The 14,854-nt window shown below is 55.9% G+C and carries 13 protein-coding genes; 6 read left to right on the top strand and 7 right to left on the bottom strand.

Translation table 11 applies throughout. The features are described 5' to 3' along the window. Positions 1 to 59 precede the first annotated feature (59 nt). Together CSQ89_RS15910 and cobA are read left to right on the top strand one after the other, a co-directional pair. The gene (locus CSQ89_RS15910) at positions 60 to 620 is read left to right on the top strand and encodes a DUF934 domain-containing protein (RefSeq protein WP_233203224.1); all 561 of its coding nucleotides are present in this window, start codon (positions 60 to 62) and stop codon (positions 618 to 620) included. 2 nt (positions 621 to 622) lie between these two features. Then, entirely contained in the window at positions 623 to 1,372 is a 750-nt protein-coding gene (gene cobA, locus CSQ89_RS15905; RefSeq protein ID WP_099407102.1) for a uroporphyrinogen-III C-methyltransferase, read from the top strand. Between the two features lie 412 nt (positions 1,373 to 1,784). Here cobA and CSQ89_RS15900 read toward each other — a convergent pair whose 3' ends face one another. Next, positions 1,785 to 3,317 carry a BCCT family transporter gene (locus tag CSQ89_RS15900; protein ID WP_099407101.1) on the bottom strand — a complete coding sequence of 511 codons (1,533 nt, stop codon included), beginning with the start codon at positions 3,315 to 3,317 and terminating at the stop codon, positions 1,785 to 1,787. A gap of 311 nt (positions 3,318 to 3,628) precedes the next feature. Continuing rightward, positions 3,629 to 4,471 carry a DUF429 domain-containing protein gene (locus tag CSQ89_RS15895; protein WP_099407100.1) on the bottom strand — a complete coding sequence of 281 codons (843 nt, stop codon included), beginning with the start codon at positions 4,469 to 4,471 and terminating at the stop codon, positions 3,629 to 3,631. A gap of 284 nt (positions 4,472 to 4,755) precedes the next feature. On the opposite strand from CSQ89_RS15895, the gene CSQ89_RS15890 reads away from it, so the two are divergent. Beyond that, entirely contained in the window at positions 4,756 to 5,931 is a 1,176-nt protein-coding gene (locus CSQ89_RS15890) for a branched-chain amino acid ABC transporter substrate-binding protein (protein ID WP_099407099.1), read from the top strand. Positions 5,932 to 6,011: 80 nt separating this feature from the next. On the opposite strand, the gene CSQ89_RS15885 is transcribed toward CSQ89_RS15890, so the two are convergent. Next, the gene (locus CSQ89_RS15885) at positions 6,012 to 7,262 is read right to left on the bottom strand and encodes an EAL and HDOD domain-containing protein (protein WP_158229017.1); all 1,251 of its coding nucleotides are present in this window, start codon (positions 7,260 to 7,262) and stop codon (positions 6,012 to 6,014) included. Positions 7,263 to 7,381: 119 nt separating this feature from the next. Between CSQ89_RS15885 and CSQ89_RS15880 the strand changes: the two genes are divergently transcribed. The 3 genes from CSQ89_RS15880 (at position 7,382) to CSQ89_RS15870 (ending at position 10,038) form a co-directional block, all read left to right on the top strand. Beyond that, positions 7,382 to 8,926: a mechanosensitive ion channel family protein gene (locus tag CSQ89_RS15880; RefSeq protein ID WP_233203216.1), complete on the top strand. Its 1,545-nt coding sequence runs from the start codon at positions 7,382 to 7,384 to the stop codon at positions 8,924 to 8,926. 57 nt (positions 8,927 to 8,983) lie between these two features. Continuing rightward, entirely contained in the window at positions 8,984 to 9,361 is a 378-nt protein-coding gene (locus CSQ89_RS15875) for a hypothetical protein (RefSeq protein ID WP_099407096.1), read from the top strand. Between the two features lie 212 nt (positions 9,362 to 9,573). Further along, the gene (locus tag CSQ89_RS15870; RefSeq protein WP_199065617.1) at positions 9,574 to 10,038 is read left to right on the top strand and encodes a GNAT family N-acetyltransferase; all 465 of its coding nucleotides are present in this window, start codon (positions 9,574 to 9,576) and stop codon (positions 10,036 to 10,038) included. Between the two features lie 108 nt (positions 10,039 to 10,146). On the opposite strand, the gene CSQ89_RS15865 is transcribed toward CSQ89_RS15870, so the two are convergent. The 4 genes from CSQ89_RS15865 to CSQ89_RS15850 form a co-directional block, all read right to left on the bottom strand. Further along, a complete protein-coding gene (locus CSQ89_RS15865) occupies positions 10,147 to 11,505 on the bottom strand; it encodes a sigma 54-interacting transcriptional regulator (RefSeq protein ID WP_099407094.1) in 1,359 nt (452 codons plus the stop codon). Continuing rightward, positions 11,502 to 12,119, bottom strand: a complete 618-nt coding sequence (locus tag CSQ89_RS15860) for a hypothetical protein (RefSeq protein ID WP_099407093.1) — start codon at positions 12,117 to 12,119, stop codon at positions 11,502 to 11,504. Before CSQ89_RS15860 ends, CSQ89_RS15865 begins: the two co-directional genes overlap by 4 nt. Next, positions 12,106 to 13,596, bottom strand: coding sequence for a sensor histidine kinase (locus CSQ89_RS15855; RefSeq protein ID WP_233203214.1), 1,491 nt, complete (start codon positions 13,594 to 13,596; stop codon positions 12,106 to 12,108). The genes CSQ89_RS15860 and CSQ89_RS15855 overlap by 14 nt, the downstream gene beginning before the upstream one ends. A gap of 544 nt (positions 13,597 to 14,140) precedes the next feature. Then, entirely contained in the window at positions 14,141 to 14,530 is a 390-nt protein-coding gene (locus tag CSQ89_RS15850; protein WP_099407092.1) for a hypothetical protein, read from the bottom strand. Positions 14,531 to 14,854 lie beyond the last annotated feature (324 nt).

The raw sequence follows: 14,854 nt of genomic DNA, 5'->3' as shown, positions 1-14,854 counted from the left end.
CTACCATCGCCGACAAGCCCGTTGCTGTCGCCGCACCAAACGTGCTCAGCAAATAGTCGGTGTACAAATCGAGTTCTTTGTTCTTCATGGCGACAGGTTATCGTATGCACTGCGTAACATCAGTTATCAAGCTCGACCGGGCCAGTGGTCAGCACCAAGTAATCGACAATCATTGGGTGCGTTTGACGGAGGCCGATGACGACAATGTGCCGACCCATAGCTTGTTGCCCTTGAAGGCATGGCTGGTGCACCGTGATGCGTTGCTTGGCCGTACCGATGTGGGTGTGTGGTTTGCACCCGATGACGAGCCGGAAACCTTGGGTAGCGATGCGGCAAAGTTACGTGTCATCGCAATCGACTTCCCAGCGTTTACTGACGGCAGGGGGTTTAGCATTGGTCGGCTTCTGCGCGAGCGGTACGGTTTTCTGGGGGAATTGCGCGCGGTGGGCGATGTCTTCCAGGACACGCTTTTTTACCTGCGACGCTGCGGATTTGATGCCTTTGAAATTCGTGCTGACAAGGACGCGGATGCTGCCGCCAAGGGGCTGAACGACTTCAGCAATGCCTACCAGGGCGCGGTTGATGAACCGCAGCCATTGTTTCGCCGCAGAGGCGCCTGATCATGGCAGGCAAGGTCTATTTGATTGGTGCGGGGCCCGGCGCGGCGGACCTGATTACCGTGCGTGGCATGCGTTTGTTGCAGCAAGCCGATGTCGTGCTGTTTGATGCGCTGGTGCAGCCTGAAATGCTGGGCTATTGCACACAGGCGGAGCGGGTTGATGTGGGTAAGCGCTGTAATCTGGCCTCGACCCAGCAACGTTTCATCAACAAGATGCTGGTGGATGCCGCCAACAAGCACGCCCTGGTGGTACGCCTGAAGGGGGGCGACCCAATGTTGTTCGGCCGTGCTCAGGAAGAGCTGAATGCATTGGATGAGGCTGGCATCGAGTACGAGATTGTGCCCGGTGTGACGGCAGCTTTGGCTGCCAGTGCCGGTGCTGGTGTATCGCTCACCAGTCGTGGTGTGGCGCGTAATGTCTTGTTTGCCACCGCCCGAGTTGGGCAGGGCGAAGACCCGACCGATTGGGTACGGCCCGTAGTCGCGGCAGATACTGCCGTGCTGTACATGGGCGTGAAGCAGGCGGCGGAAGTTGCCGCAGCGCTGCTGGCCGGCGGTATGCCCGCCAGCACGCCGTTGTTGATCGTAGAGAATGCCGGGTTGCCGAATGCACGGGAGTGGCCGCTAACGTTGGCTGATTTGCCCGTGGCGGCCAACTGGCAATTGGCAGGCCCGGCCATCCTGATGATAGGCGAGGTGTACCGCGCCAAGCTGGCCTTGGACAAACCAATCGCAATGGGTAGACAAGCCTGACTTGATCGAATGCAAAATGGCTGCATCTCGTGATGCAGCCATTTTTTTGCGTTTTGCTTGGATGCTCCTAAGAACCTAGTTTACCGATCTGTCACTAGCAGTTGTCAGCAGGGTGAAGCGCAGCACAGAAACCCGAATGTACATAGAGTACATGAGGCTGCGAACTTCTTGGTGCGAAGCACCGTAGCAGTTCGGCGTCCCCCTTGCGGTGGCTGTCGAGCAGCACATGAGCCCTGATCATGGCTGCGCAGCAAGATCGTAAGCAGGTTCTAAGAACCTGTCTAAAGTCTGCTGTGCGTCAGCAATACGGCGTTGAAAACACCCTCGGAATGCTCATTTACCAATCGTAAACTCCGCTTCCTCGGCTGTTTTCGCCTTGTCTTGCTCTAGCTCGCGAGACTTTAGACAAGTTCTAAGTACGCGTGGCTTCTGCCAGCAGCCCATCCACCTTGGCGCGGCGTTTGAGCTCGCGTTGTTGTTGACTCACGATATCGGCATCCAGCACACGGTACAGGGCAAGGCATAAGCCCAGCATCAAAACGGCAAAGGGTAGAGCGGTGATGATGACCATCGCCTGTAATCCCTTCAGCCCGCCCGATAGCAGCAATACGCTGGCAATGCCCGAGATCATCAGGCCCCAGCACATTTTGAGCCACCCGGAAGGATTGGCTGCACCACCGCTGGACAACATACCCAGCACATAAGTGGCGGAGTCAGCTGAGGTAACGAAGAACACAGCCAGCAGCAGCAAAGCGATCAGCGACAACCATTGCGCCATGGGCAAATTGGCGAACAGGTTAAACAACGCGCTGGCGATATCAGCTTGCACGGCGGCGACCATCGGTGCGCCATCGAATATCGCTTGATGCAGGCCTGTGCCGCCAAAAATGGCAAACCATGCAAAGCTCAGCAGGGTAGGGGCGAGCATGACGCCAAGTACGAATTCACGAATGGTGCGGCCGCGTGAAATGCGGGCGATGAACAGGCCGACAAAGGGCGACCAGGTAATCCACCAGGCCCAATAGAACACCGTCCAATCCTTGACCCAGTTGTCACCTACAAACGGGGTAAGCTTCAGGCTGGTGCTCAAGAGATTGTTCAGATAGCTGCCCAGCGTGGTGGTGAAGACATCGAGAATGAACAGCGTGGGGCCACAAACAAGCACTAGCAGTGCAAGCGCGGCAGCTAAGCCCAGGTTGGCATTGCTGAGCCACTGTATGCCACGTTGCAGGCCAGTCATGGCGGACGCAAGAAAAACCACGGTAGTAACCGCAATCACCAAGAGCTGGGTGGTCGTGTCGTTTTGGATGCCGAACACGACCTGCAGCCCAGTGGTGATTTGCAGTGTGCCCAGCCCCAGCGAGGTGGCGACACCAAAGGCGGTGCAAAGAATCGCCAATGTATCGATGCTATGTCCGATGCCGCCTTGGGCATGGTGGCCCAGCAGCGGCTCAAGCGCAGCGCTGAGCAGCGCGGGCCGCTTTAGATTGAACTGGGTATAGGCAAGGGCCAGCGCCACGATGCTGTAAGCTGCCCACGGATGCAGGCCCCAATGGAAAAAAGCCTGCCGCATGGCTTCGCGCCCCGCTTGTGCGGTCAGCGCCTTTACCCCGGCAGGTGGACTGGCGTAGTGCGACAGGGGCTCGGCTGCGCCGTAAAATACCAAGCCGATACCCATCCCTGCGGCAAACAGCATCGCAAACCAACTCAGGTACGAGAATTCAGGTTTTGCATCGATACCACCAAGCCGAATCTGGCCAAAACGGCTGAGCGCCAGAAACGTGGTAAACAACAAAAAAGTCAGCATCGACAGCAGATAGAACCAACCGAATCGGTCCAGGGTTTGGTTCAGGAGAAATTGGGTAATGCTGGATAACTGGCTGGGAGCAACGATTCCCCAGCCCAGAAACAGGCCGACGAGTGCCAGTGAAAGACGGAATACCATGCTTATCTCCGGTTGTGCTGCTTCGCCGGTTTTTCCTATGCGGAAAGTGAGATGCCAACCGTGAAAACACAGCAACAACAAGAGCGAAACAGCGATTGAGAACGGATGAGCAGGAGCCGGGAGGCTCCAAAAGTTGATCGTTTACGACGGGACGATCGATGCAAACCCAAGGGCTGCAGAGAAGTGAAAAACAGTCGAAAAAATCAAAATTGAGACGGATTCCTCAATTTTATATTTGCAAGTCATTGACTAAAAAGGGATTTAAGTTTGTAGGAATTGCTGGCATTTGTAAACCCGGGTTAGCCGCCATGCTATGTCGGGGCTCCCAAATCATGTCTTTGTTCAGGCGCTGCCGTTACAATCCAACCTTCCAGCGAGTCGATCTTACCGGGGAGGCCGTAGTTTGATTGCGTCGTTGCCCAGCCTGCCTGAAGTAAACAAAGCACGGCATCGAGACGGTCGGCACTGCCGTCGTTGATAAGTGATTGCATCAGTTCGGTATCGTCGATGACCAGCTGTAAACCAAGTGGGTGTTTGCCGGTAGTGAGCGCTTGTACGATCTGGGCGCGGCGCATCTGCCGCATTAACGTCTGCTTGGCTTTGTCATCGCTTTTGTAGCTGGCGCTGCCGATCATCGAACGGGCGAGGAGCGCTGGATAACCTTCCAATGCCACTCTGTAGCGATCCCCCTCGTGTAGTCCCGATATGTGTACGCCTGCCGCTAGGAGGCGAGGTGCACCTTTCTTCAGCATGAAGGCCACGGGCGGATTAACCCATTTCATTGAGGGGCTAGAACGCGCAACCAGGTCGGTGGCACGATGGGCGAATTTTTGTCCGGCCGGGCGATTGGCGCAGAAGGCTTTGAACTGGGTCACCAGCTCATGGCGGGATTGCTGCGCGATGTGCTGCATCAGTGCATCCCATTGGTGTGGCCATTGCAGTGCTTCGACCAGTTCCCGTGGAAAGCCGAACGGGAAATCGCAAGCTGCTAGCCATGGTCCTGGCTGAGCCAACAGGGTTTCGAAGGCGTCGAAATCATGGAGGTGAAGTATGGTTTGCAGCTGAATCTGATTGGCTGCCAATTTGCCTTGTGCCACCGTAATGGCTTTGTTTTTGCTGGGGCGGCTGGTGAAGTCGATACCGAAGAGCAACATGCTTGGCTGAAGAGTTAAGCGATGGGCGGTTGAATCAGTTTAGGGAATTCCCCAGTCTGGTGCTGGGGGGGCGCGACTACAATCGTGCCCGTGTAGTCGTAATTGGCTGTACTACCGGTTTGTAGCGCACCTGTTTTTCGCGCTCCAGGACGTGTCTCACGTCACGCACAGCGGGTAGGAAAGTGGTGCAGCAAGCAAGCCGATAAATAGGTTTTGAGTGTTTACCCGCCCAGGGTACAGCGAATCTGGCATGCCTTGGGCGGCTGAGATCTACCAACGAGAGGATGACTGTGAAAAAGACCCATATATTTGCGCTGACAGTAACGACGGCATTGGTGCTGGCAGCTTGCGGCAAAAAGGAAGAGACCCCGGCTGCCGGTGTGTCTGCCGCTGACGTGCAAGTCGTGAAACTGGGTTTCTCCGCCCCGCTGACAGGCCCGCAGGCACACTACGGCAAGGGTTACCAGAATGGCGTTACGCTGGCGATTGAGGACGAAAATGCCTTGAATCCTGAAATCGGCGGCAAGAAAGTAAAGTTCGAACTGCTGGCTGAAGATGACCAGGCCGACCCCAAAGCGGGTGCGCAAGTTGCGCAAAAGCTGGTTGATAGTGGTGTGATCGGGGTGATCGGCCACTTCAATTCCGGTACCTCGATTCCGGCTTCCAAGGTGTACTCCGACGCCGGGATTCCGCAGATTGCCATGGCAACCGCGCCGGCCTACACCCGGCAAGGTTTCAAGACCACTTTCCGTTCGATGACCAACGACACCCAGCAAGGTAGTGTGCTGGGCAAGTATGTTGTGGAAAAGTTGGGCGCAAAGAAGATCGCCATCATTGATGACCGCAGCGCCTACGGCCAGGGCTTGGCTGATGAATTCGAAAAGGCAGCCAAAACCGCGGGCGCCAAAATTACCAAGCGTGAGTTCACCAACGATAGGGCTACTGATTTCTCCAGTATCCTCACCGCGATCAAAGGTACGCCGCCAGATGTCATCTTCTATGGTGGTGCGGATTCCCAATCGGGGCCGATGGCTATTCAGCTCAAGCGTCTAGGTTTGAAAGCGCCGTTGGTGTCGGGTGAAATGACCCGTACCGATAGCTTCCTGCAACTTGCAGGCACGGCTGCGGAAGGCAGTATCGCCTCGTTGGCGGGTTTGCCCATGGAAAAAATGCCCGGTGGCAAGGACTTCGAAACACGCTACAAGGCCAAGTACCAGGAAATGGAGATCTACACCCCTTACGGTTACGACTCCACTCGCCAGATGATTGCCGCCATGAAGAAAGCCAACTCTGTAGACCCTAAGGTCTATTTGCCTGTGCTGGCCAAGGAAAGTTATGCGGGTGTGACTTCTTCCGCGATTGCCTTTGATGAAAAGGGTGATTTGAAGGATGGGGGTATCACGGTGTACAAGGTGGTGGGCGGCAAATGGACGGTGTTGGAAACACTGGGCGGCCAATAATCTCGTTTTGCGTGGATTGAAATTAAAAAGCGCGGCGTATAAAAAAAGCCGCGCTTTTTATTGCCTGTTCGGTCTCGACATCATTCCCCGCCAGATGATTCACGCCCGAGCCGTGCAGTCCATGCCAGTGCTTCTACCTGCATGCGATTCAAGTCATCTAGACTCAGCTTGCCAAGCTGTGCCAGCCGTTCTTCGGTATAGCTGGGTTCGTCTTGTTCCATGCCTTCCACCAATTGCAGCAATTGGCCCAGCCAGCCGCTGCGTTCCAGCAAAGCGCGATGTACGGTTTCTTCCAGGCTTAATGCTTGTAGCAGCGTGGGCATGGGTTGGCCAAACAGGGCATCGACCAGGCTGAGCATGCCAACCATAAAGGCCCGTTCGGATAGCGGCCTATCGGTGGGCTTTAGGGCTTTCACCAACAGCTCCATCAGGTAGCCACGCACTACAGCTGTTTGTACCAGCGGGTCGGCAGCCGAATTGCCACCTGATTGCTGGGCAAACACCATGATTTGCACCCAACGGTGCAACTGAGCCCGGCCTAGTAAAGTAATGGCGGTGCGTACGCTGGCAACTTTACGCGGTAAACCAAATGTCACCGAATTGACGAGCCTTAGAAGATGCACGGTCAAATCCGGGGCTTGTTTGAGTGTGATTTCAAGCTCGCCGATCTCTGCATCTCCGGCAACCTGGCCCAGCAGTTTCAGCAGTAGCATGGATGAAGGCTGTACGGGCTTGCCGCTCAGGATAGTGGGGCGGGCAAAGTAATACCCCTGGAACAAGTCACAGCCCAGGCCATGGCAAAAATCATGTTGTTCTGGCGAGTCGACTTTTTCGGCCAGGATATTCACTCCGAACGGCTTTAGCGCCTCTACCAAAGCGGCAGTTGCGGCTGCCGGCATGGCCAGCACATCCAGTTTCACCACTTCCAATAGTGGCAACAGGGCCTGTTGGGCTTCGCCAAAGGTGATGACATCATCCAGAGCGAGTCGATAGCCCGCCGTCTTTAGTGCTTTGCAGCGTTCGATGACCGCGGGGGTAAGCGTAACGGTTTCCAGGATTTCCAGTACGACACGCTCACGCGGCAGGACTTCAATGACCTCGCTCATCAACAATGGCTCGGACAGATTGATAAAGCCGAGTTTGTCTTCCAATACCGACTGCAAGCCCAAGCCACTAAACGCATGCTGCATGACTGCGGCGGTGGCGGCGACATCATCGGTAACCGTGGCTGAGTTTTGTTGGCTGGTGCGAAACAACAATTCGTAGGCCACGAGTTCGCGTTGACGGCCGACGATAGGCTGGCGAGCGAGGAAGAATTTAGGGGGGGACATATACGCACAGACTAAGTAAGTTGCTTTCATCCTAGAACTTGCCTGGGCTGATTTCACCTTTGGTGCAAGCGATCAAGACAGTTAATTGGTAAATGTCACCTACCTTGATTTGGTGGTGTATGGCCTATCCTCAAATAGGAGGCCACTACAACTACATGTCTATCGTCGATCAGCTTACCCGTCACGAATGGCCATATTTGCTGGGTATATGCGCCATTTTGCTGGCTGCTTTGTATCGCTTTCGTCCTGACGAGCGACGCAACGTGCTGCTTACGCTGCTGTTTCTTGCCCTGGGTATTGCCGGTTTGCTTGTCGCGCAATTGGCGGCTTCGTTGGAAATGAGCCAGGGTGCAGCTGTCCTGAAGGAAATTTTCACCATACTGCTGGGCTTAGTGGTGATTCGCCTTTTTGGTCTTGCGCTGTTTCGTTTGCTGCTAGTCAGCATGCGAGTTCAAACTCCACGCATTCTAGAAGATGTAGTGGTGATACTGGCCTACCTTGCCTGGGGGATGGTGCGGCTGCGTTACGCCGGTCTTGACTTGAGCCAGTTGATTACGACATCGGCGGTGCTTACTGCTGTCATCGCTTTTGCTATGCAGGACACGCTGGGTAACATCCTTTCCGGGGTAGCCCTGCAGTTGGATGAGTCACTGGAATTGGGCCAATGGGTGGTGTTGTCGGATGTGTCAGGCAAAGTATTGCAGGTGGGGTGGCGCTCTACTCTGCTTGAAACACGCAATGGTGAAACCGTGGTGGTGCCCAATGCCTGGTTGATGAAAAACAGCTTTCGGGTTCTGGGCAAGCGCTTTATCGGCCATGGCATGCTTTGGCGACGCTGGGTTTGGTTCGATATCGCCTGGGAATTGCCCCCTGCCAAAGTTATCGCTGTCATACAAAACGCCATTCTCGATGGGCGCATCCATGGTGTTTCGAGCGAGCCGCCTGCCCAGGCCATTTTGATGGAGACGCGTGACGGGGTTGCCCGTTACGCCCTACGCTACTGGCTGACAGATTTTACCGCCGACGACACCACTGATTCGCAAGCTCGGGCCCACGTGCTGACGGCGCTAGTGCGGTATGGTATTCCACTGGCGAGCTCGACCCAAAACGTACTGATGACCAAGGACAACGACAAGACTGCTGCTCAGCGTCAGTCCATCGATATCCAGCGTCGAATGGATGCCCTTGAAGGTGTCACCCTGTTTGCTGATTTCACTGCCGAAGAACGTCGCCATCTTGCCGAACAACTGAGCTTTGCACCTTTCGAAGAGGGTGACGTTATCAGCCGACAAGGTGCAGTGGCGCACTGGCTTTATATTCTCACCTGTGGTGAAGTCGATGTTTGGCGTGACTACGGTACGCCGATCGCCGAAAGACTGGGTCGGATCAAGTCGTGCGGCTTCTTCGGCGAAATGGGGTTGATGACCGGTGCGCCGCGTACGGCCACAGTAGTTGCAGCCTGCTATGTTGAGTGCTACCGGCTCGATAGGGTCAGCTTTGAAGCTATTCTGACTGCACGCCCAGCCCTCGCCGACGCGCTATCGCATATCTTGGCAGAGCGGTTGAACGACAACCACCTGCATTCCGTCACGCAAACCGACATTCCTGCACCACCGCGTGAAGCTGAGCTGCTGGAAAGGATACGGCGTTTCTTTGGTCTGTAACGCGTGCGAATTGATTAGAATCTACGTGCTCCCTATTTCGCTTGCGGACCTACCCCAATGAGAAAGCAATACCACCTTCGCCCAGGCCCGCAGGGGCTGCGTGCATGGGATGTACATCGCCTGATCGAGTTGACCGAGCACTTGCCGGTAAGGCAGGTGCCGCTGAGTGCCATTCAGGAACTCGACGAGCCTTATTGGTTTGCCGAGGGTGGTATCGAACCGACATGCCGTGCCGTGGCTGAGCATGCCTGTTTGATGGCGGAGGCTGATTTGTGCTATCCGGTGATTTTGTCGTCAAATGGCCGTGTCATGGATGGCATGCACCGTATTGCCAAGGCTGCGATGCAAGGCGAGGCTTACATTCTTGCGGTGCAGTTCGAACACGACCCGGAGCCGCACTATGTGGGCGTCCACCCGGATGACCTGCCGTATTGAACGGCTGCGCAGTAAGATCGTAAACAGCGTCTAAGAACCTGTCTAGAGTCTGCTGTGTGTCAGCAATATGGCGTTGAAACACCCTCGGAATGCTCATTTACCACGCGTAAACGCCGCTTCCTCGGCTGTTTTCGCCTTATCTTGCCCTAGCTCGCGAGACTTTAGACAGGTTTAAGGAAAGCGATGCAGAATAAATATGCGAGGAGTGGCCGGTGACTAATGACAACATGCTATTAGTTCGGGTTGCTGTTCTGTCTGACATTGATGTCCTGTTCGAAATCAGAACCAGCGTGCGAGAGAATCATCTGTCCATGGAGGAGCTAACCCATCTGGGTATTACAGCGCAGACACTTCCCGCAATGCTGAGCGGCGCGGGACGTGGTTGGGTGGCTGAGCAGGCTGGCAGCGTCATCGCTTTTGCCATGGCAGATTCGATGGAAGCAACCGTATTTGCGATGTTTGTCAGGCCGGAATGGGAGGGTAAAGGCGCAGGGCGGCAGCTCATGCAAGAGGCAGAGCAATGGCTGTTTGCACAGGGCTGTGAAGAAGTCTGGCTATCTACCGACAGTGACCTTGCGGTTCGCGCCAATGGGTTTTACCGGCACCTTGGTTGGAAAGACGAAGGTCGTCAGGAGGATGGTCAAACACGGTTTACGAAAAGGCGGCCATGCGCCTAGTTGCGCATCACAATCGGTCAAGCCTATTCAAAGACTGTTGCATGAGCGATGGCCTGGCTTGCGAGGCTTTGAACAGGGTTTTGAATCGACCGGATGATTGTTGGCAGATCATTCTGCCGGTGGCGGCTCGCGAAACAAGCCGGGCGTGAGGTCATGCTTCTGCAGCAAGCGGTAAAATTCGGTGCGATTGCGCTCGGCCAGCCTTGCTGCATCGGCGACGCTGCCGTCGGTAAGCTTGAGCAGCCGTACCAGGTAGTCACGTTCGAAGCGTTGTTTGGCTTCGCTGTAGCTGAGTACTTCCACTGCCGGCACGCGCAGAGCCCGTTGCACCAACGAGAGTGGGATGATGGGGGAGGTGGCCAGCGCACAGACTTGTTCCACCGCGTTGTAAAGCTGACGCACATTACCCGGCCAAGGCGCGGTAGCCAACGCTTCGAGTGATTCGGGGGAAAAGCCGTTCAGGCGCTTCTGATACTTTTCGGAAAGCTTGGCCAGGAAGTGATTCACCAGAAGGGGAATATCTTCACGTCGCTCGGCCAGGCTGGGAAGGGACAGCGTGACGACGTTGAGCCGGTAGTAGAGGTCTTCACGAAACTGCCCGTCCGCCATGGCGGCGTCCAGGTCCCGATGAGTCGCGGAGAGCAGACGTACATCAATGGGCACCGATTGGCTGGAACCAACTGGTCGGACCGACCGCTCCTGCAACACGCGCAGGAGTTTGACCTGTAGCGGCAATGGCATGTCGCCGATTTCATCGAGGAACAACGTGCCGCCATCTGCTGCCTGAAATAGGCCTTGGTGGTTGGCGACAGCCCCGGTGAAGGCACCCTTGATATGGCCGAACAATTCTGATTCGAGCAGGGCTTCTGGGATGGCGCCGCAGTTGATGGCGATAAAGGGCGCTTTGGCCCGGGGACTGGCCTGATGGATGGCCTGGGCCAGCAACTCTTTGCCGCTACCGCTTTCGCCACGGATTAACACGCTGGCGTCTGACCCGGCGATCAATTTCGCTTCCGCCAACAATGCCGCCATACGGGTAGACCGACTGACGATGGCGGCGCGCCAGTTGTTGTTCTGGCTGTCGCCCTGGCTATCTGGCGTGGCGCTGAGTGCAAGCGCTTGTGCAATCTTGTCCAGCAACACCTTGCTGTCAAAGGGTTTGGTCAGGTAGCCGAATACGCCGCGGGCAGTGGCCTCGACGGCATCGGGAATCGTGCCGTGGGCTGTTAGCAGGATTACCGGCAGAGACCGGTATTGCGAGCGGATCTGGTCGAACAGGCTGAGGCCATCGCGATCGGGCAGGCGTACATCGCTGAGCACCAGTTGTGGTCGTTCAATCGCCAGTCTGGCCAGGGCGGCATCGGCGGTTTCAACCGCGGTCACGCGGTAGCCGGCGGCGCTAAGACGCATGCTCAGCAGTTTGAGCAGGTCGGCGTCGTCGTCTACAAGCAGGATATGTGCGCTCATGGCGGGGCTCCATTCACGGCCGTCGAGGGCCGATTGGGTAGGCTGCGTTCAATGGCTTTGAGCGCTTCAAGTTTCACCGTCAAGCTTTTCACCTGGGTACGGAGGATTTCCAGCCTTTCATTTTGCAGCTCACTCTTTTTCAGGCAGTCGCGCAGTTGCTGGGATTGGCGTTCCAGTTGCTCTTCCGCCTTCTTTTGGTCGGTCTGCTGGTCTTCCCATTTACGTAGTTCCGCCTTGTGATTGCTGATTTGGCCGATCATCAAACGTGCTATGGGGTGGTAGGGCTGGGCATCGGGGCCTGCATTGTGCAATACGGCCTCCAACAGCGACTGCGCTTGCGCCATTTCGGCGGCACCATGGCTACGAACCAGCAGCAGGCTGAGCTTCATTGCATTGGCGGGACTGGTGGGGGCACTCACAAGGCGTTTGGCTTCGCGCACCTGTTCGGCATTGGGCATGTCTTGCAATTGCTGGTGATAAGCCAGCAGCTCACGGTTGGCCAAGTCGGTAGGCGTGGGGAGGGCAATGGTTTCGGTCATCGGTGATTTTGTGGCGCAACCGGCCAGGACGATAACCGCCAAAAGGGCGATGAGCTGTTGCTTAGTCTTGTGCATAGGGTAATTCAATCCGAAAGCGACAGCCTACCTCGGCTGGTAGCAAGGCTATCTGGCCGCCATGGGCGGCAATGTATTCCTGCACGATGGAGAGACCGATGCCGCTACCTCGCCGGGCGCCGGGCATCTGCCGCTGGCCTTGGTAAAACGGCTCAAATACCCGTGCCCGATCCTGTGGCGCAATGCCCGGCCCCTGGTCGCTGATCTCAATGGCGATATGACCTAGGCGGCGCTTAAGCCGGAAACGTATGTTGCCGCCCTCCGGGCTGAAGCGAATTGCGTTGGAGAGCAGATTGCCCAATGAGGTTGCCAGCTTTTCATTGTCCACGTCCAGCGTAAGCGGCTCGCCTTGCAAGTCAACCTTCAACTGCCGCGCCTGCCATTGCAGACGTTGGGTATCGATAACCTTTTGGATCAGTCCTGTCAGCTCGGTTGGGATCAGACTGAGTCTACGGGCTTCGAAGGTGGCGGCATTGAAGCGCAGCAGGTCTTCTATCTGCGTCTGAAGCGCGAGGGTATTTTGCCGCAGGATATGGGCAATTTCCTGTTGTTGTTCGCTCATCGGTCCGGCAACTTCATCGGACAATAAGGCAACGCCTTCACGCAGCGCTGCCAGCGGTGTTTTCAACTCGTGCGAAACATGGCGCAGAAAGCGCGCCTTGTCCGCTTCCAGTTCACCCAGTCGCAGCCGCAGCCAGTCTAATCGCAGACCAAGGCGTTTGACGTCGGCAGGGCCGTGTATGTCGATGCTATCTGCCAGTTTGTGCTGCCCCAGCGCCATGATGGCTGCTTCCAGTCGCTTTAGGGGGCGGCTGAGCCACAAGCCAAAAATGACAGCCAGGAGTATGGCAAGCGCACAAGCTGCCAGCACCTGCCAACTTAGCTGGGCGCGTCCCGCTTCCAATTCGTTCAGCATGGCGCGATGGCGGGTATCCAATTCGATACGGATTTGTTCGCCAATACTGTTGTCCAGTGCATCCAACGCATTGAAGGTTTCGGTTAGTGCCAGCTCACGCTCTGACTGGGGCATGCCCATGTCAGCCATCTGGCTTGCTATGGTGGCGATATGGCTTGGCCATTCCCGCAATGCCTGCGAATGGGGTAGCGCGGCTTGCAAGCGCTGCTGGGCGGCTTCGGCATCGTGGCGGGCTTCTTCATAGCGCTGGCGGAAACTGACTTCATCCAGCACAAGATATTGGCGCGCAGCCCGTTGCATGGCCACGCTGCGTTCGGCAAGCAACTGCAGGTCATTGCTCAGCTGCATCGCTTGGTTTGCACCGGCGCGATTTTCCTTGATCAGCCTTTCCAGGGTTTGCAAACCGCGTAGCGAGGCCGTCCCCAGCAGCAAGATGATCAGCAGGAAAGAGCAGAGCAGCAGTTGGCGGAACGAGATACGGGCAAGCATGGCTTCTGGGCGTTGAGGGACGGAGCTGATGTCAACAGAGTCGAGGCGCTGGCTTGAAATCCATGACGTCACAGAGGCACCCTCGTTGTGATAGGACATGGTCACGAAATATACGCTTCACCGCAGCAAGCAATTGCGGAGGCACGTTACGTTCATATCTTGCTGACGCCTGCGTACACCAATTCGTGAACCGGTTCGTAGGCGGCGATTATCGGTAGGCTGAACACAGATAGATAGGGTCAAGCAGCAAGCCATGCAAATAGTCGGGCGGGATATCAACCCAGTTAAGACCCTAAGAACCTGTCTAAAGTCTGCTGCGCGTTGGCAATATGGCGTTGAAAACACCCTCGGAATGCTCATTTACCACTTGTAAACTCCGCTTCCTCGGCTGTTTTCGCCTTATCTTGCCCTAGCTCGCGAGACTTTAGACAGGTTCTAAGTACCATGCAAGTTGCATACGGTGCATCGTTCAAATGGCATGGGTTCAGCAAACGGAGCGTTGATTACAGCGTTGTACCCAGCCCCGGGTCACAGGTTCAGACCCTGTTCAAAGTGCAAAATTACCTTCCAGTTTCATAGACTTCCCTGCCACCCAATAAAGGGCACACGCCACAAACTATTTAGCCGGTTCCGACATACCAGCTTGCCACTTGCCTTGATATTTGAGGCAGCTGGCTTTCTTTTTTTCCAGGTCTTGTGGGCTGACCAGGTAGTAATACACGGTACCCGGCGAACCCATAGCGCCGGCGCAACTGGCCTGGGCTGGCTTGGGGCAGGCGGGTACCACATAGGCGTGAATCTGGCCGCCCATTTCTTTAAAGGCCTTCTCGTTTTGCTCGCATTGTTGTTTGTATTCGGCTGGGGGGACTTGCAGATCAATCTCGCTGCAATCCTTGATGGGCACCCCTTGGAGGTTGCCTTCGAATACACAGGCATTTTTGGCCCAGGCGGTGCTGCCAAGCAAAAACAGGCCAGTTAGGACGAGGCAGGACAAAGCTGCTTGCATGGGTATCCTCCGTGGGATGTATTCACTGGGCTCTGCCAGCGCCGAAACAAAGGTATAGCTGAAGGACTTGCTGCTGTCTGTTTTTCGCGCGTTATTTTGCCGAGATGCATGGGTAACGTGGCGCAAACGCCGCAGGATTATTGCGCGGCAATAGGGCGTGAGCGCTTTGCTCGACGAGAGAGGGATTACCCAAGAGCTTGGTAACTGATGTTACGCAGTAGCTGCGAGAAGCAGCTGTAACTGATCATAAGCCGCGCGGGAGGCGTTGATCAGTAACTTGCGGCAAAGTGCGAATGGGTTCTTCTGCGTCTTGATGCTCAGGCA

Source organism: Chitinimonas sp. BJB300, from assembly GCF_002735695.1.
GTDB lineage: Bacteria > Pseudomonadota > Gammaproteobacteria > Burkholderiales > Chitinimonadaceae > Chitinimonas.
This window is presented reverse-complemented; position numbering and strand designations above follow the sequence as displayed.

Coding starts and splice junctions, on each gene's coding strand:
- CSQ89_RS15900 (WP_099407101.1), bottom strand. CDS start 3,317: ATGGTATTCCGTCTTTCACTGGCACTCGTCGGCCTGTTTCTGGGCTGG.
- CSQ89_RS15885 (WP_158229017.1), bottom strand. CDS start 7,262: ATGTCCCCCCCTAAATTCTTCCTCGCTCGCCAGCCTATCGTCGGCCGT.
- CSQ89_RS15895 (WP_099407100.1), bottom strand. CDS start 4,471: ATGTTGCTCTTCGGTATCGACTTCACCAGCCGCCCCAGCAAAAACAAA.
- CSQ89_RS15875 (WP_099407096.1), top strand. CDS start 8,984: ATGAGAAAGCAATACCACCTTCGCCCAGGCCCGCAGGGGCTGCGTGCA.
- CSQ89_RS15880 (WP_233203216.1), top strand. CDS start 7,382: ATGGCCTATCCTCAAATAGGAGGCCACTACAACTACATGTCTATCGTC.
- CSQ89_RS15865 (WP_099407094.1), bottom strand. CDS start 11,505: ATGAGCGCACATATCCTGCTTGTAGACGACGACGCCGACCTGCTCAAA.
- CSQ89_RS15890 (WP_099407099.1), top strand. CDS start 4,756: ATGACTGTGAAAAAGACCCATATATTTGCGCTGACAGTAACGACGGCA.
- CSQ89_RS15860 (WP_099407093.1), bottom strand. CDS start 12,119: ATGCACAAGACTAAGCAACAGCTCATCGCCCTTTTGGCGGTTATCGTC.
- CSQ89_RS15850 (WP_099407092.1), bottom strand. CDS start 14,530: ATGCAAGCAGCTTTGTCCTGCCTCGTCCTAACTGGCCTGTTTTTGCTT.
- cobA (WP_099407102.1), top strand. CDS start 623: ATGGCAGGCAAGGTCTATTTGATTGGTGCGGGGCCCGGCGCGGCGGAC.